General features: G+C 56.8%; 17 protein-coding genes and 1 pseudogene. 9 read left to right on the top strand and 9 right to left on the bottom strand.

The genetic code is table 11. From position 1 onward, the window contains the following. Positions 1-27: 27 nt before the first annotated feature. On the top strand, positions 28-567 hold the full coding sequence (locus CVS28_RS19970) for a hypothetical protein (RefSeq protein ID WP_207797223.1): 540 nt from the start codon (positions 28-30) through the stop codon (positions 565-567). 259 nt (positions 568-826) lie between these two features. On the opposite strand, the gene CVS28_RS14375 is transcribed toward CVS28_RS19970, so the two are convergent. Next, the gene (locus CVS28_RS14375; protein WP_103481970.1) at positions 827-1,180 is read right to left on the bottom strand and encodes an Imm8 family immunity protein; all 354 of its coding nucleotides are present in this window, start codon (positions 1,178-1,180) and stop codon (positions 827-829) included. Positions 1,181-1,263: 83 nt separating this feature from the next. On the opposite strand from CVS28_RS14375, the pseudogene CVS28_RS20190 reads away from it, so the two are divergent. Next, positions 1,264-1,803, top strand: a pseudogene (locus CVS28_RS20190) (GrpB family protein). Between the two features lie 103 nt (positions 1,804-1,906). On the opposite strand, the gene CVS28_RS19465 reads toward CVS28_RS20190, so the two are convergent. Together CVS28_RS19465 and CVS28_RS19470 are read right to left on the bottom strand one after the other, a co-directional pair. Next, positions 1,907-2,197 (bottom strand): hypothetical protein, encoded by a 291-nt coding sequence (locus CVS28_RS19465; RefSeq protein WP_133159151.1) that lies wholly within the window; start codon positions 2,195-2,197, stop codon positions 1,907-1,909. A gap of 566 nt (positions 2,198-2,763) precedes the next feature. Beyond that, positions 2,764-2,979, bottom strand: coding sequence for a hypothetical protein (locus CVS28_RS19470; protein ID WP_133159152.1), 216 nt, complete (start codon positions 2,977-2,979; stop codon positions 2,764-2,766). A gap of 142 nt (positions 2,980-3,121) precedes the next feature. Between CVS28_RS19470 and CVS28_RS14395 the strand changes: the two genes are divergently transcribed. Next, positions 3,122-3,343, top strand: a complete 222-nt coding sequence (locus CVS28_RS14395) for a hypothetical protein (RefSeq protein WP_133159153.1) — start codon at positions 3,122-3,124, stop codon at positions 3,341-3,343. Between the two features lie 110 nt (positions 3,344-3,453). Here the strand turns inward: CVS28_RS14395 and CVS28_RS14400 are convergent, their stop codons facing one another. Further along, positions 3,454-3,813, bottom strand: a complete 360-nt coding sequence (locus tag CVS28_RS14400) for a hypothetical protein (protein ID WP_103481975.1) — start codon at positions 3,811-3,813, stop codon at positions 3,454-3,456. Positions 3,814-4,420: 607 nt separating this feature from the next. Between CVS28_RS14400 and CVS28_RS14405 the strand changes: the two genes are divergently transcribed. The 5 genes from CVS28_RS14405 (at position 4,421) to trpS (ending at position 7,967) form a co-directional block, all read left to right on the top strand. Beyond that, positions 4,421-4,753 (top strand): metalloregulator ArsR/SmtB family transcription factor, encoded by a 333-nt coding sequence (locus tag CVS28_RS14405; RefSeq protein ID WP_103481976.1) that lies wholly within the window; start codon positions 4,421-4,423, stop codon positions 4,751-4,753. Next, entirely contained in the window at positions 4,754-5,482 is a 729-nt protein-coding gene (locus tag CVS28_RS14410; protein WP_103481977.1) for a transglutaminase-like domain-containing protein, read from the top strand. 312 nt (positions 5,483-5,794) lie between these two features. Further along, the gene (locus CVS28_RS19790; protein ID WP_165788169.1) at positions 5,795-5,956 is read left to right on the top strand and encodes a hypothetical protein; all 162 of its coding nucleotides are present in this window, start codon (positions 5,795-5,797) and stop codon (positions 5,954-5,956) included. Positions 5,957-6,036: 80 nt separating this feature from the next. After that, on the top strand, positions 6,037-6,648 hold the full coding sequence (locus CVS28_RS14415) for a GrpB family protein (RefSeq protein WP_103481978.1): 612 nt from the start codon (positions 6,037-6,039) through the stop codon (positions 6,646-6,648). A gap of 278 nt (positions 6,649-6,926) precedes the next feature. After that, positions 6,927-7,967 carry a tryptophan--tRNA ligase gene (gene trpS / locus CVS28_RS14420; RefSeq protein ID WP_103467591.1) on the top strand — a complete coding sequence of 347 codons (1,041 nt, stop codon included), beginning with the start codon at positions 6,927-6,929 and terminating at the stop codon, positions 7,965-7,967. Positions 7,968-8,135: 168 nt separating this feature from the next. Here trpS and CVS28_RS14425 read toward each other — a convergent pair whose 3' ends face one another. Both CVS28_RS14425 and zapE read right to left on the bottom strand, forming a co-directional pair. Further along, on the bottom strand, positions 8,136-8,531 hold the full coding sequence (locus tag CVS28_RS14425; RefSeq protein ID WP_103482002.1) for a hypothetical protein: 396 nt from the start codon (positions 8,529-8,531) through the stop codon (positions 8,136-8,138). 596 nt (positions 8,532-9,127) lie between these two features. Continuing rightward, a complete protein-coding gene (gene zapE, locus CVS28_RS14430) occupies positions 9,128-10,180 on the bottom strand; it encodes a cell division protein ZapE (protein ID WP_103481979.1) in 1,053 nt (350 codons plus the stop codon). Between the two features lie 296 nt (positions 10,181-10,476). On the opposite strand from zapE, the gene CVS28_RS14435 reads away from it, so the two are divergent. Next, entirely contained in the window at positions 10,477-10,890 is a 414-nt protein-coding gene (locus CVS28_RS14435; protein WP_243399907.1) for a hypothetical protein, read from the top strand. An 858-nt stretch (positions 10,891-11,748) separates the two neighbouring features. On the opposite strand, the gene CVS28_RS14445 is transcribed toward CVS28_RS14435, so the two are convergent. From CVS28_RS14445 to pdhA, 3 genes are read right to left on the bottom strand one after another with little or no spacing between them, the layout of a single operon-like run. Continuing rightward, the gene (locus CVS28_RS14445) at positions 11,749-13,044 is read right to left on the bottom strand and encodes a dihydrolipoamide acetyltransferase family protein (RefSeq protein ID WP_103481981.1); all 1,296 of its coding nucleotides are present in this window, start codon (positions 13,042-13,044) and stop codon (positions 11,749-11,751) included. 15 nt (positions 13,045-13,059) lie between these two features. Further along, complete coding sequence (locus CVS28_RS14450) at positions 13,060-14,055, bottom strand: alpha-ketoacid dehydrogenase subunit beta (RefSeq protein WP_103481982.1); 996 nt, start codon at positions 14,053-14,055, stop codon at positions 13,060-13,062. Beyond that, positions 14,052-15,152 carry a pyruvate dehydrogenase (acetyl-transferring) E1 component subunit alpha gene (gene pdhA / locus CVS28_RS14455; protein WP_103481983.1) on the bottom strand — a complete coding sequence of 367 codons (1,101 nt, stop codon included), beginning with the start codon at positions 15,150-15,152 and terminating at the stop codon, positions 14,052-14,054. Before pdhA ends, CVS28_RS14450 begins: the two co-directional genes overlap by 4 nt. Positions 15,153-15,220: the final 68 nt, after the last annotated feature.

The raw sequence follows: 15,220 nt of genomic DNA on the forward strand, positions 1-15,220 counted from the left end.
ACCCTGGCCCGAGGCGCCGGTCCCTACGTGGAGGTCTACACCACCCACGAACGAGTTATCTGTCCGGATCACGGACTCTGGATCGGAGACGGCATCGGCACAATCGCAGACCAATTCAGAATCGACGCTTGCCGGGAAATCATTGAAGCTTGGCACCACCACAAGAACCTCATCACCCGACACGGACACGCACAAGTATGCCGCGCATTCCACATCTCCAGCGTCATCAACTGGAGCTGGTACGAGCAATTCCAGCATTTCAGCGCCGCCATGAACACATACGAATCCCTGACAGCAAACCACCCCCGAATACCCAACAGCCCGGCACTGGTTGCCGCGGCCCTCTACCCCTCAATCGTCACGCTCACCGCTGCGATCGCCTCCCCACACTGGCGATACATCGCCCGCTCACCCCGTCCCGAAATCTTCCTCAACAGAGTCCGCAACGAGATCATCGAGGGCTGGACACCGCAGGGCGCATTCGATCCGCTTCGGCACTGGATGGAAACCGACTGGACAGTAGAATTTCGTGGTTCCGACACAATCCTCCCGCCCAAGAACAGATGATCAAAATCCGGCACCAAGATACCTGCGCGCCGCCAAAGCCTGTACCGTATGTCGCCCGCTCACCGGACGAGCCACCGGACGGGTCAAACGGACACCCGTGGATCTTTCAAATCAAAAAGTCCAGGTCAGCGGCTATTTTGTCCGGTGAAGGACCGGCTTATGGGACAGTTTGGCTTCGCCTATACGGGAAACCCCTTGCGGGATGAATGTGGTTGTTTAGGCCGGACTCCCGTTGCGTGATCGAGGTATGAATCGGACCCTACGGTTGATAGTCCTCAAATTCCCAGTAGCCCAATCTACTCAATTGTTCTGATACCTCGCTCCACGTCGGTCCTTGGCAGGCCTCCACACGACCGACTAAATATGAACGAATGCGTTGCCAATTGAAGCCATCCACAATGAGATGATGACGTCCATTCCAAATACCGTCACGGGCAACCAGCTCGTCAATCCAGGCAGTGCTGCAGACTGTAATATCGAAGGACTCCTCTCCTGGCTCTCCCCCTGGTCCAGCCAGAAGCCGAATGCCTACTGACCAACTTTCCTCCTTGGGTCTCCAAGATTCCAAGTCATCGATCTCGAGGCTTCCAAGCCAACGAATTGCAGCTTTCATCAGTCGTCCTCCGTAATATTCAAGTGCACATTGTCGATTAGCCCGGGCGTATTTAGTCCCTAAAACCCGCTTTCGAAACGCGCATGGACCTTACCCAATTTGGCTTCCAGGATGGTGGCCGAAATCCGATAGGTCCATTTCTGCTAATCGGTACCCTACCGTCACTAGAGGACGCTCTGGGCTGGCGCGCGCTGGTCATTGAACACCTTGGTTCCACTTCCGTCCCAGGCCTCCCCGCCAAACCGATAATCGACATTGACCTCATCGTCGCCGACCCAAACGACGAGGCATGATACGTTCCGGCACTGGAACGCGCCGGTTTCGAACCACGGGTTCGGGAACCTTGGTGGTTTGGATATCGCGTCCTGCGCCACTTGGAGCCGCCTTGCCATCTGCACGTCATTGGCTACGACAGTCCCGAGGTAATCAAGCATCGAATCTTCCGCGACTGGCTTCGCGCCAATCCTGACGATCGCGTCCTCTACGCAGATACCAAGCGTGAGGCAGCAGCTTTGTCACAGGCCGCCGGCGAACCTTCCATGCAGTACAACGCCCGCAAGGAACTCGTCATTAAAGAGATTTACCGTAAGGCGTTCATCGCCACGGGTCTGCTCAAGACCTAGGAATTACCAGAAGGGACGCTCTGTCCCGCTAAGCGTTCCTTGCTCGGACAGCCTCAGCGTCTGGATCTTTGGCCTTTTTAGTGAGAAGGGCATGCCATCGGCGTCATAGTGCTCGTCCGTGTCGTTCCCAATCATCCTGCTCAGCAGCTTCCTCATCCCAGAAGTGGCCGTCGTGATGACGAACATATAAGAGGAATATCAGGCTCACGATGCCTAAAAGTAACACCACGAGGGACACGTAGCCACCCAAATCCCAAACATTAGGGGTGGCCAAGCGCACCACCACAGAAATCATTTGCAATACAGTCCAGGCAGTCCACAAGCCAAATTGGAAGCGGAAACCTCTGCGCGTCATCTTGGGTTGAAGTCTCTTGGAACGCCGAGCTTGGCTCATGTGTTGAAGGCTACAAGCGTATTAGCGAATTGGGAACACCACCGCTCATGCAGCCTGGATTGGGCTACTACCCTCTGGTGGATCTAGCCGTCCCGCTGAGCGTTCCACCTACGGGTGGATGAAGAGAATAGCGTTGCTGTGTTTGGATGAACTATGAGAGCTTACAGAAAGACTGTGTACGCGGCACTGGGGATTCTGCTGGTTCTTGCATCAGTAGTTGGCGTTGTTCTGGTGTACCTTGGGCCGTGGCGGACGTGTCCTGACGTGGGCAATTCTATGGGCTGCGAAGCGACCTCAGGTGACATAGGCCTACTTGGTGTTTCAATTATTGTTCTGGTCGTTGGAATAGTGTTTCAGGCTATATCTATGTCCATGAGGCGCGAGCGAATTCCGTCCGATGCTGCCGGCCACTTTGGGAAACTCAACTAGCGTCCGAGAGTAGCCGGATCCTCCGGAATGTGGGAGACCTCGATCTATGCTGGACCGTCCCGGAGAGCGTTCCCCTTGCAGCCGGGTGGCAGACGTTGCCTGCTTCGTCCGGTATCGCTATGACTGAGCCTTAACGGTTAGGGATCCCCGCGATGAACTTTCTCATTATGGAAGTAAAAGAAGACCACCAATATTGTCACGCCGGCTGCAATTAGAAGTACCAGCCATTTCCCCTCGGTCACACCAAAATAGATGCCAGCTATCAGCATGGCAATTGCTATGATTCCCATGATCAGGGCGGAGAATCTTCCTCTTTCGCGGTAAGTTACTACTGGTCTTTTTTCTGGTGACATTATCACTCCTAATTTAGAATGCTCTGGCTACATTAGCTAGGTCGCCTAGGAACCCAAGGTATCCCAAACCGTTCCCCATACGACGCGGCAGCCCCTAGCTCAAATCGTTGCATATCCTGCTCTCGCATCGTAGTGTTCGCTCATGGTGCGTATGAAGCCTTCTCCACGCAACCAGACCGCCCTTATCTTGGTCATGGCCGCTTGTGTCTTCACCTTCGTCGGGCAAGCCCTGATCATCAGCACGCCTGGTGCTCATTTTCTGTCATGGGTTCTTCTGATTTCGACCGTGCTCTTGTTTGCCGCGGCGGCAGTCATCTACGTGCGCCAGGGCAAAGGCCCAGGTACTCCGCCCAGTGGATCCTAGAGGCCAATTCATGTGGGATCCTCACCGCACGGGCTGTGATTCTCGCAGCCGCTCGGTCTAATCCACCAAGCTAACAATTTTGAGGCATAGGCCGTCCCTCTGGGGGTTGCTCAGCGGTCGCCAGTGCTGATCATTATCGAAAGCACAGCATCAGCACTCCCCGTGAGCCAGACTGCACAGTGGATCTCCGGGTTCCCTTCAAATGACACTAAGTTGACCTCGTCCTCGTTGTAGGTGGCCAGGGCCGCCAATAGCCGGTCAACGCTTGCAGACAGGGGATGGGATTGCGGTAACCGGGCACGTCGCCGCCTGTAGATTACGCGCAGGTCTCGCGTTGTGACAGGTCGAATGACTAGCTCGTCGGCCTGCGTGGTCTCAACGAAGTCAATATGTCGAGCCTGATCTGCCGTCGGCGTCGCCGCTAGGAGCAGGCGCACGAGTTCAGTTCTCTTGATCGTTCGATCGCGCATTACGGAAGCACCTCCGCGTCGAACCCCGATCCGTGCGCCTGCACCTCAAAATCATCATTGATGTCTGAGGAGTGGACTAGCCCGCCTGCAACGGATGACCCAGGAATCCGTAACACGACTCCGTCTTGGCAACACATCCCGTCCACCACTCTCCGATCCGTCGTCCATGAAATGAATTCACTTCGAGCATCACCTTTGTTGTCATCCTCAGCGTAGACCTTGCCACCACGCCGCCTTGTCATGCGCCACTACAGCGCGTCTAGGTGATCTGGATGGCCACTTGCTCCCCCGCGGTAGAGTCTAACGTTGCCCACGATCCTTGCAGAATAGTTGGTCAATAGGGGTGCAGTTGCCAGTCGGCTGTGGGCCGCTAGCTGTACTTGGCCATCACGCTGGTGACACTCGGCGGATGGGTGTTGCTCCGATGCCGGTGTGGATGCGTTCATTGTTGTAGTGGTTGAGCCGGGGGTCAAGGTGGGGCGCCGAGCCGGCAAAAGCGACTGATCCACACCCAGGCGTCCCGTAGAGGGTTCCTCTGTGGGATGGAGTTGGGTACCGAGAGCCGAAGTAGGACTCGGCATTTAGCATAAGTGCTATATTGCTAAATATGGTAGACACGGCGTCCGACATCTTTACGGCTTTGGCTCATCCCACGCGGCGGCAAATTTTGCAGGACCTCAAGGATGGTGAGCTTGCTGCTGGTGCGATTGCGTCACGGTTCCAAGCCACCGGGCCGACCATATCTCGGCACCTGAGTGTCTTACGCCAAGCGGGACTCGTTACCGAACGTCGTGACGCCAACCGGATCTTGTACTCCCTCGCGGGGGAACGCCTGGCACACTCGGTCGGTGATTTTCTTTCTTCCGTTTGCCCCGAGCAGATCGTGCTGCGTGAAGTGCGCAGACACAAGGCTGGACGCATGGGCCAGGTGAAGGGATAAATGGCGCTGTCATCGCTCGTTACCCCTTGGTACAAGCGCACCCCCGCTCGAGCCGGTGGTGGCCAAGAACAATCAGGCTCAGTTGCCCCGACATCGATCCTCGACTATCAATCACCAGCTGTCGCAGAATTGATTGCCCGCTCACGCGAGCTTGCCCAATCCCCAGGAAGTATTGAGGTGCTCAAGGCAGCGCACTCGATCATCGGCAATGAAATACGCGCTGTTTACGCCTTAGAGGAGAACACGCCCACTTCGCGCACCATGAGCCGAGGCTTCGGTTCATGCAGTCAACGGCTGGCGCTTCTAGAAAGTGTCGCACGTGCCCTCGGTGTTCCCACCCGGGTGCGCATACTGCTCATCGATCGATCCTTTTGGTACTCACGCTTCCCACACATTGGCTTTGTCCTTCCTGACTGCATACTGCTTGCCTGGCCCGAGTTCAACATCGATCAGTGGCAACCCGTGTCCGAGCTATTCGGCCCGATCGGATGCCGCGGCGGCGAACCATTCACAAACAAAGATTCCGAAACGCTTTTCGAGGCAGTAGGGCGCTGCGCCGTCGATTGGGACGACCGAGCAGGAAACGATGCCTACAACCTCTCACGCTTCGTCCGCGCCGACTACGGCTACTTCACGAACCGGGATCAGGCCTTCCATCAGCTTGGGCAAACTCTCTGCACCCCGTCGCGCCTCATCGCAGACCCTGTCCTGCGCCGCATCGGAGCCTAAATAAATCCCCCCGCTTCCACGAATACGCAGAGCAATGCCTTCACCGTTGCTGCGCCCACGTGTCACAGGGGTTCCGCTATCGTGCAAATTAACGATTCACGCACAGCTTTAAGGCAAAGAGCAACGAAATCCGAGTACAAGACAAGCGTTCTATCTCTCGTATCTATGAACACCAACCGGCCCGGTTACCGTTCCCCATTGGGACGTAGCTTAGGCTCGCTGGCTACTTCACGAGTACGCGCATATGCAATTTGAATCCATTGACAAACGGCCCACTTTCGATGCAGCTGCCGGATCTGACAGAGTGAGTCCATGGATATCACTTGGTTACTCGTCGTCTTCATTCTCATCATGCTGTTCGCAAGCATCAGCATTGTTGGGGCTCTGCATCGGATTCGCAACGCGAGCGAAAAGGCCCTCGCCATCCTGGAAAGTCAGACCGCTGGGCAAAATACGGACAACTCGTCCCGGTAGCGGTTCCGCTTGCGGAGCGCTTTGCCATTGGGAGAGTGTTGCGGAGCTCAGAAACGGAAGTGATCATCGAGAATAGGGTCATGCCGCACCCCAACGACATCGTGACGTTTCACGAACAACCTGTTCCCGAAGGGCAATCGCCCTATGTTCCTGATGCCGGACCATCACTGAATTTCGACATAGTCGAATGGAGTGATACCTGGTCCGACCAATTCCAGTTGCTCGCCAAGCAGATCGAGGATGCTCTGGGTTGGCGCGCGCTGGTCATCGAACATGTTGGTTCGACTTCCGTTCCAGGCCTCCCCGCCAAACCGATTATCGACATTGACCTGATCGTCGCCGACCCAAATGATGAGGCGTCATACGTTCCGGCACTTGAACGTGCCGGATTCGAACTACGGGTTCGGGAACCGTGGTGGTTTGGGCATCGCGTCCTGCGCCGCTTGGAGCCGGCTTGCCATCTGCATGTTTTTGGCTATGACAGTCCTGAAGTAGTCAAGCATCGAATCTTCCGCGACTGGCTTCGCGCCAATCCTGATGATCGCGCTCTCTACGCAGATACCAAGCGTGAGGCGGCGGCTTTGTCGCGGGCCGCCGGCGAACATTCCATGCAGTACAACGCCCGCAAGGAACACGTCATCAAAGAGATTTACCGTAAAGCGTTCATCGCCACAGGTCTACTCAAGGCCTAGGAACTATCGGAAGGGGCGCCCCGTCCCGCAAAGCGTTCCCGTTGCGGACGTGAAAGCTCCGTCGTCGCCTTGGAGGAACACGACAACATGTCATTGCCGAATTGTCTGAGACCAAGGGGCTTAGTATGGGGAACATGAACCTGAACCGCATGTCTTGGTGGTGGCTGTCCTAACAGCCGGTTCAATCGTGTCCGCGGGCTGTACAGCAGCCCGCGAAGACTTTCTCTCCGCTATCCGCAGCGCTGTGCAGCCTCCCACGCTCAGATAGAGGAATAGCCATGAATTCATTTGCAACAACACAACTGCGCTCAACTGAACTAGCTCAATCCATTTCCGAGGCACCCCAAAACTACCGGGTCCTCACGGGCGAACGCCCAACCGGACCACTACATTTGGGGCACTTCTTCGGCAGCATCGTGGAGCGTTTGAGGCTCCAACGAGCCGGGGTCGAATCCTTCGTGATCCTGGCCGACTACCAGGTGATCACGGACCGCGATCTAATGCCCCACGTGCGTGAGTTCGTGCACGGGGCTGTTTTGGACTACCTGGCCGCGGGCATGGACCCTGAGCAGACCACGATTTTCACCCACTCGTCGGTGCCGGCCCTGAACCAATTAATGCTGCCGTTTCTCAGCCTGGTCACCGAGGCCGAATTGCACCGCAACCCCACGGTGAAAGCCGAACTAGCGGCATCGGGACGCGCCCTGAGTGGGCTGCTGCTCACCTACCCGGTGCATCAGGCAGCCGACATTCTTTTCTGCAAGGGGAATCTGGTTCCCGTGGGAAAGGACAACCTGCCGCATATCGAGATGACACGCGTTATTGCCCGTCGTTTCAACGAACGATATGCCACGGTTTTCCCAGAACCAGAGGCGCTGATTACCTCAACCCCCGAGGTGCCGGGTCTTGATGGGCGCAAGATGTCCAAGAGCTACGGCAACGCCATTTCGCTGGGTATGTCACCGGATGAGACCGCCCAGGTTATTCGCCGCACCACCACGGACGCGGAACGTAGAATCACCTTCGACCCCCAATCGCGCCCTGGGGTATCGGCGCTCCTTTCCACTGCCGCCCTGTGCATGGGCGAGGCCCCAGAGGTGATTGCAGAAAGGATCGGGGATTCAGGAAGTGGTGCGCTGAAGCAGCTAACCGCTGAGGCCGTCAACGACTTCCTTGCCGGTCATCGAGAGCGCCGGTCAGAATTAGCCGGAGACCCCGGATACGTCAGCCAGATCCTCAAACGGGGCAACGAACGAGCCAATCATGAGGCAAACCAAACCCTCGATGAAGTGCGTATGGCCATGGGCACAAACTACTAGCACCCAACAAGCATGACCATCTGCGGCTGTTTATCTCCGCAGCTGCCGGGCGGTTCAACTCAAATTCGTTGCGCAGACGTGAGCCGCCCGGGCAACCGGGGTGTTAGCCAGCGAGTAGCGGCAGACCGTCCCAGTCAAGGTTAGTCAACCGGGCAGGCTGCATGTGCTTCAGATCGCCATCGCGAGCACGCCATATCCCATCGCGATAAGGAACGACAGCACGGCAAGAACAAGCGTGACAGGCACCATCGTGCAACGCTCGGGCTTGCTGCGCGAGATGGCGTTCATCAGGATGCCGAGCACGAAGTAAGCGAAGATCACCCACATTGCGATCTCGGCGAACGGCGAGGGGAACACGTCTACCGCTCCTACGCGGTCCCACGCGATCACGGCGATCAGCACGTAGATGATGATCGATACCGCACTGCCGATGCGCAAACGCTCCGGAAGTACGCGGTGCTGTCCACCCCACGCGAAGCGGCCGAGCGGAGCACCGAAGACGAGCGCCAATTGGAAGGCCGCCAGTAGTGCCAGGACGACTGTGAGCGTAAGCGCGAAAGGCATAGAAGTACTGTAGCGGGCAGACCTCGATTTAAGGATGTGGCGAGAGCCGCCCTCCACCCGAGGCGGCCCCGGCGCTACAAACGACAGCACCCGCATGCGGATCCCCTTGCGGGCTGCCCCCTGCGCCAAATAGCGCTGTGAAAACGCCGCCATCTATCACTGCAAGTCACAACCTCAAGTTGACATCTTTTCCATTGGGAGAGTGTTTCGCAGGGTTTACGTCTTGTTGGGGTATGTCCCAGCTGGACGCGGGATTGCCCCTGGCGACGTGCTCAGGAGCGTTGGACCTCCAGGGGTCAACTCTAGTGACTGAATTGGAAGAGCGATGGGCTGGACTTCAGAAGAAGCTGCCCGTTTAGGGTTCCACTTATGGGCACCGGGGGCGATATTCGGCGCTGCGAAAAAGCCGCCATTTATCGCTGCGATCCACACCCCAAGGGGGATGCGGCGGGGCAGATAGCTGATGGCTCCGAGCTCGTGCGTCGCTGGGCAGTGAGGCGAACATCTTAAGGACAGGCTTGGATGTGCTGCGGATTTCGGCGGGTGGAATCCCACACCGGCCAGCTTGGTCATTCTAACCTTTACACGAATCGCCATTATTTTAGTATTGATTCGTTGTGGTGCCGTAGTTGTGAGAGCCTGCTGATGGTGCGGTCAATGTCGAGAGGCCCTCTCGATGTGGCTGCCAGTTCATGAATAGGGACTGTAGCGATGAAGGTGACAAGGATCTGCCTGTCATAGAGCACGTCGATCAGGTTCGCGAATCGTTGCGCGGGTTCCCTGTCAAGCTCCGTGAGGCTTGGTATGTCGCTTATCAGCCATGTCGGGTGGCGAGCAGCAAGGTCGAGGTAGTCGCTGCTGCCTGTCTCGGACTCACACAGGTCACTGAATCTAAACCAGAGTAGCTCATGGTCTGCTTGTACAACATTCAGCAACCGTCCGCTCACGGTGACCGTCGCAGCGCTACTGGCTCCGTGAGTTGACAGCCCGAGCTCACGATATTGCGCTGCCGTGCCTGGACTCAGCCATACTCCGGAGGAGAACCCTTGCGTGTGCTCTGAATCCAGCCTGTAGTCGCGCGTGCCACGAATCTCCAAGACCTCAAGCTTCTCAGCGATCACCTCGATGGTGGGAAGAAACATGTCGTGAAAGAGAGGGTTGGGAAACAATCCATCTGGTGGATAGTTCGACGTGACTATCAGCCTGATCGGTCGCACAAAGAGTGCTAGCAACATCCGCCGAATAAACATTGAGTCACCGACATCATGGACGTGGAACTCATCGAAGCAGAGTACATCGACCTCGTTGAGAAGCTCGTCGAGGGCTCTCTCGATCGAGTTCCCGTTCTTAGTAATAGCCTGATGGAGTTGATGGAAGAACTCGTGGAAATGTACGCGCCTTTTGCGAGACGATGAGATCGCATCGTAGTAGACATTCAAGATCCAGCTCTTGCCACACCCCACGGGTCCCCACAGGTAGAAGCCATGCTCGGCAGATGCCATAAGGGCCCCAATCGCCTCACGCTGCGCTTCATCGATTGTGAATCCCTCGGAGATGGCAGCACGCTCGAAAACTTCGACTGTAATACTTTCGAGTGGCGACGGATGATGCCTTCTCTTCGTCAGCCAATTCCGTCGAAACCAGCTCATCTCGGACTCCTTTGTTCACCACCCAGTTGCCTCTATAATTATAGAGGCAACTTGAAAGGGGCCCAAAAATCTCACGAACTACATTGAGACGCGAACTTATCTGTGAGGCGGCGGTGGATCTTCTTGCCCGTGGCGGTGGCCATGCCGTTAGTCATCAAGCTATTGATCGCCACTTGGCTTTGCCTGCCGGATCAACGTCCTACTACTTCAGGACCCGCCATGCACTTTTGTCCGCGACGATCGGGTATCTAACGAAGTGCTCGCGCGAGGCATTTGAAACTGCGCAACCTGAGCGAATGGCGACTCCTGATGCCGCATCAGCAGTAATTGCGTCGCAACTCGTGTTACTCCTCCACGAGCGACGAGGACACTCGCGCGCTCGGTACGCACTGATCGTTGAGACCGCCGAAGATCCCGAACTCGCTGACCTTCTTTCCGGGAACTTGTTCTCCTACCAGAGAGCAGTCGCCCTGTTCCGATCCCTCGGCCTGCATGAACCACAGCAAGCCGCAGCAGACCTGATTGCTGTCCTCGAAGGACTCCTTTTTGACCGCCTGTACGGGCGTCGGCGGCAATCCGAAACGACGACGCTCAAAGCACTCCAAGCCGAACTGGAACGCCCGATCCAGCTACTGCTCTCCAGCTTTGTACATGACGGCCAGAGGCACTCAGCGGGCACGTCACCGTCATCACAGAAGTTCCGTTCATAATGTGCCCGTTCAGGGTTCCACCTACGGACGCCACCAGGTCTGTGCAGACGACTTCTGAAAATGACAGCCCGTCGCCATTCCGCAGTAGCTGATCTGCGGGCAGTGATGGTTGGCAGAATTCACACAATTCAATCCAAACACGCATCCACTCCGAAGTATCTCTGTGGAAGGGAGCCCCTCTCATCATTTAGGACAGCAGGGCTGCCCCTTATCATAGGATTTTGACGCATGAAATTTGGTTCGGGTAAATTCAATGGGTTTTGGCCTTTCCTTGTCGGACCAGCACGGAGGCCGGAAGAGCTTGAACGGCCCCAGCCCGACTCGAGCCCTCAAGCAGAAGCGCCGCCTGACGCTTCGGAATTCCCCAAGGATTAACGAGTGGCCATATTCAGAACGCGAATCACCATGACACGTGTGGTGCCACGGCGGCGGTTCCGGTTGTGAGACGGCCAACGTCTCAAACACTTGCTTGACAGTGCTTTAGTCTCCGTCTGACTGACGTTTGCGTTCACGCACGGCCGCACTACCTAGGGGTATGGTCACCAGCAACAGAATGAGTACCGGAACCCCCATTGTGATGAATGGGCTGATGCGTAGAGGTATCGCTATTAGCCCACCTATGAAAATGGACGCCATGCCCCCAATCCAGACGATTCGGGTGTAGCGCTTAGCTGCGGGCCCGACGTTGTGTGCTTCCATGGGTCAACTCTAGTGACTGACTTGGAACAACGATGGCCTGAACCTCAGAAGAAACTGCCCGTTTGGGGTTGTGTTTATGGAAATGGAAGCACCAGGCGAAAGCCCTTGTCATTTAGTTCCCTCGACTACTGGAAATGACACGTGAGGGAATCATGGAGGTCATGACACGATGACTAATGGCTGGCCCAAGAGTGTAACTAGCGTTTGTAGGAATGCAGCGCCGTCTGCTCCGTCGATAATGCGATGGTCAGCGGACAACGTTAGCCGCAGCTGATGTCGTGCCATGATCTCGCCGTCCCGGATTACCACCTCGAGACCTGATCGCCCAGCAGCAAGGATCGCACCTTCGGGTGCGTTGATAATGGCGCTGAATGACTCCACTCCGTACATGCCTAGGTTGCTCACAGTAAAGGTGCCTCCGCTCAGTTGTGCCGGGCTCAATTTGCGTTCCTGGGCTGCAGCAGTCAAGGCTTTTGTCTCAGTTCCGAGCTGTGACGCGGGCTTGTGTGCAGCGTCGACCAGCACGGGAACCACAAGACCGGCTTCGACGGCCATGGCGACTCCAATGTTGATGCGCCCGTGGAGGAGTTTCTGGCCACCGTTCTCTGGTGAGTACGAGGCGTTAATGCCCGGGTGTTCCAGCAAGGCAAGGGCGCTGGCTCGCACGATAAAGTCGTTCATGCTGATTTTGGACCGCCCCATGGCCTGACGCTGGGCATTGATCTCCTCACGGAGCTGCACCAGTTCCTCGACGTCGGCCACTGATGTCAGCGAAAAGTGCGGGATAGTGCGGCTGCTTTCGCTCAACCGGGAGCTAATGACTTTCCTGACGCTAGTGAAGGGGGCAATGACGGATCCTCTCAGCACGTCCGAACCATTTTTCGAGTCCCCATCCGAGGTCTTGACGCCACCGTGCGTTGCTTTATCTCCGTCTCCCGGATTTGCTGGGGAATCCATCTCGGTTGCCGAGATCACGTCGGAACGTACGATTCTTCCGCCGGGGCCGGTGCCCGTGAGGAGTCCCATCGAGATTCCTCGTTCTTTTGCTTCCTTCCTCGCCAGTGGGGAGGAAAACGTGCGAGTGGCTAAAGCCGGGGTCTCTTTCAGCCCGGGTGTTGGCTTTTCGTGTCGTGTTGGTGTGGCCGAAGTGGCCAGCTCAAGTACCGAGACTGCCTTTGGTGTAGACGGGCCAGTCGGCACCGGTGCCGGTGCGTTGTCTTTGCCGTCATCTAGGAGCGCGATTGCCGTCCCAATTGGCGCGGACTGCCCTTCCTGAACAAGTACGGCATGGAAAATTCCGGCTTCATAGGCCTCATGTTCCATGACGGCCTTGTCGGTTTCAATCTCGACCAGAATGTCACCAATTTTGACGAGTTCACCTGGATTCTTGAGCCAGGCGTTGATTACTCCCTCCTCCATGGTGTCGGAGAGTCGTGGCATCTGAATTTCAATCATGGAAGAACTTCTCTCTTAAGAGCGCCGGGCCACAGCGGCAAGTGTTTGACGGATAGCCTCTTTTGCGTCCTGCGCCGATGGCATGGCGGCAGTCTCGAGGGATTTTGCGTAGGGCATGGGCACCTCGGCCATCGCTACCCTGCGAACCGGGGCGTCCAGCCAGTCGAATGCGCCGTCCGATATGGTCGCTGCGATCTCGGCACCAATGCCATAGGTCAGCCAGTCGTCTTCCAGAACGACGGCACAGTGGGTCTTTTTGACCGAGGCAATGATTGTTTCCCGGTCAAGGGGACGCAAGCTGCGTAGGTCCACCACTTCGACGTCGATTCCGTCGCTTTCCGCGAGCTGATTTGCTACGTCAAGGGCGACGGCGGCCATCCTGGAATAAGAGACAACGGTGATGTCAGCCCCTTGTCTGGTGACGGCGGCCCGTCCAATTTCCGCGGCCGTATTATCGTCTGGGACCTCGCCCTTGGTGTTGTACAGCGCAAGGTTTTCCAAGAAGAGCACGGGATCATCGTCGCGGATCGCGGCCAACAACAGGGCCTTGGCATCGGCCGGACTACTGGGAGCCACCACCTTCATGCCAGGAATGAAGGCGTAGAAGAGCTCAATGTTTTGTGAATGCGTCGCCCCCAATTGCTGACCCCCGCCACCGGGTGTCCGAATTACCAAGGGCACCTTGGCCTGTCCGCCGAACATGCCGTAGATCTTGGCAGCATGATTGACGATCTGGTCCAGTGCGATGAGGGAGAAATTGATGGTCATGATCTCCACCACCGGACGCAACCCCAGCATGGCCGCCCCAATAGCTGCTCCGGTGAATCCCTCTTCGGCGATGGGAGCATCCCGCACTCTCTTCTCGCCAAACTCGGCCAACATCCCTTGAGTGATCTTGTATGCGCCTTCGAACACCCCAATTTCCTCTCCGATCAGAAATACGTCGTTATCACGGCGCATTTCTGCCGCCAACGTGTCATGCAACGCCTGCCGGTACGTCATTATTGTCATGCTTGCTGTCCTGTCTGAGGGTAAGCGGACGGCTCAAACAAGGGGTCACCGGGAAGCCGCCGGGAGTCGTTGGGTACTGGGGAGGCGTAGGTGTAGTCGAAAAGAGTGTCCACAGTGGGGTGGGGGCTCGCCTCAGCAAAGTCCACCGCCTCCTGAACCATAAGGAGTGCTTGAACGTCAATGCGGGCGATATCGTCCTCTCCCAACAGCCCGGCAGCACCAAGTCTGGCCGCAAAACCTGCCACAGGATCGGCGTCCTTTAAAGCTGCCGCCTCTGCTGGAGTCCTGTATTTCGCCGGGTCGACGACGGAGTGTCCGCGCAGACGATTACTCGTCGCTTCCAGTAGGAAAGGCTTTCCGGATCGGGCGCTAGCCAGGGCGCTCTGAGCGGCGTCTCGCACGGCGAGCGGATCGTTTCCATCCACCCGTGCCGAAGCCATCCGGTACGAGGCAGCCCGCTTGTAAATATCGGGCTCTGCCGACGACTTCTCCACTGTGGTGCCCATGCCAAGACCGTTATTAATGACGACATACACAATGGGCAAACCCCACAATGCCGCTATATTCAGCGATTCATGAAAGGCACCAATGTTCGTGGTCCCTTCTCCCATGATGCACATGACCGCCTCGGGGCCAGTGACATAGTCAATGGCCAAGGCAGCACCGGTAGCCAGCGGAATCTGACCGCCCACAATGCCGTAACCGCCCAACAACCGGGCGCCCATATCGAAAAGGTGCATCGAACCGCCCCAACCTTTAGACACGCCGTCGGAGCGCCCATACAGCTCCGCCATGATGCGCCCTGGAGCTATGCCGCGGCCGAGCGCGTAACCGTGCTCACGATAATTCGTAAACAAATAGTCACTGGATTCCAGTGCGGACATCAAGCCCACCACCGTCGCCTCCTCGCCAAGGTTCAGATGGCAGTACCCGCCTATTTCGGCCTGCGTGTAGGCCCTGGCCGCTCTTTCCTCGAAGCGTCGAATCTCCACCATTTGACGATAGAAATGCAGCAATCTCTCGGGTTCCAAGGAATCGGTCTGAGCTGGAGGTGATTTTGCGGTGCGGGGTCGATTCTTCACACGGGGGGAACTCATAGAGGTCTCCTTCCTTCGCTCTCTTGGAGCCAATGAATCCTGATTATCTATGGATGGCGACAATCACT

This window comes from Arthrobacter glacialis (assembly GCF_002909415.1).
Classification (GTDB): Bacteria; Actinomycetota; Actinomycetes; order Actinomycetales; family Micrococcaceae; genus Specibacter; species Specibacter glacialis.

Excerpts from the sequence above, each read along its gene's own strand:
- CVS28_RS14375 (WP_103481970.1), bottom strand. The coding sequence starts at position 1,180 with ATGAAAGCTGCAATTCGTTGGCTTGGAAGCCTCGAGATCGATGACTTG.
- CVS28_RS19465 (WP_133159151.1), bottom strand. The coding sequence starts at position 2,197 with ATGAGCCAAGCTCGGCGTTCCAAGAGACTTCAACCCAAGATGACGCGC.
- CVS28_RS19470 (WP_133159152.1), bottom strand. The coding sequence starts at position 2,979 with ATGTCACCAGAAAAAAGACCAGTAGTAACTTACCGCGAAAGAGGAAGA.
- CVS28_RS14395 (WP_133159153.1), top strand. The coding sequence starts at position 3,122 with ATGGTGCGTATGAAGCCTTCTCCACGCAACCAGACCGCCCTTATCTTG.
- CVS28_RS14400 (WP_103481975.1), bottom strand. The coding sequence starts at position 3,813 with ATGCGCGATCGAACGATCAAGAGAACTGAACTCGTGCGCCTGCTCCTA.
- CVS28_RS14405 (WP_103481976.1), top strand. The coding sequence starts at position 4,421 with ATGGTAGACACGGCGTCCGACATCTTTACGGCTTTGGCTCATCCCACG.
- CVS28_RS14410 (WP_103481977.1), top strand. The coding sequence starts at position 4,754 with ATGGCGCTGTCATCGCTCGTTACCCCTTGGTACAAGCGCACCCCCGCT.
- CVS28_RS19790 (WP_165788169.1), top strand. The coding sequence starts at position 5,795 with ATGGATATCACTTGGTTACTCGTCGTCTTCATTCTCATCATGCTGTTC.
- CVS28_RS14415 (WP_103481978.1), top strand. The coding sequence starts at position 6,037 with ATGCCGCACCCCAACGACATCGTGACGTTTCACGAACAACCTGTTCCC.
- trpS (WP_103467591.1), top strand. The coding sequence starts at position 6,927 with ATGAATTCATTTGCAACAACACAACTGCGCTCAACTGAACTAGCTCAA.
- CVS28_RS14425 (WP_103482002.1), bottom strand. The coding sequence starts at position 8,531 with ATGCCTTTCGCGCTTACGCTCACAGTCGTCCTGGCACTACTGGCGGCC.
- zapE (WP_103481979.1), bottom strand. The coding sequence starts at position 10,180 with ATGAGCTGGTTTCGACGGAATTGGCTGACGAAGAGAAGGCATCATCCG.
- CVS28_RS14435 (WP_243399907.1), top strand. The coding sequence starts at position 10,477 with ATGGCGACTCCTGATGCCGCATCAGCAGTAATTGCGTCGCAACTCGTG.
- CVS28_RS14445 (WP_103481981.1), bottom strand. The coding sequence starts at position 13,044 with ATGATTGAAATTCAGATGCCACGACTCTCCGACACCATGGAGGAGGGA.
- CVS28_RS14450 (WP_103481982.1), bottom strand. The coding sequence starts at position 14,055 with ATGACAATAATGACGTACCGGCAGGCGTTGCATGACACGTTGGCGGCA.
- pdhA (WP_103481983.1), bottom strand. The coding sequence starts at position 15,152 with ATGAGTTCCCCCCGTGTGAAGAATCGACCCCGCACCGCAAAATCACCT.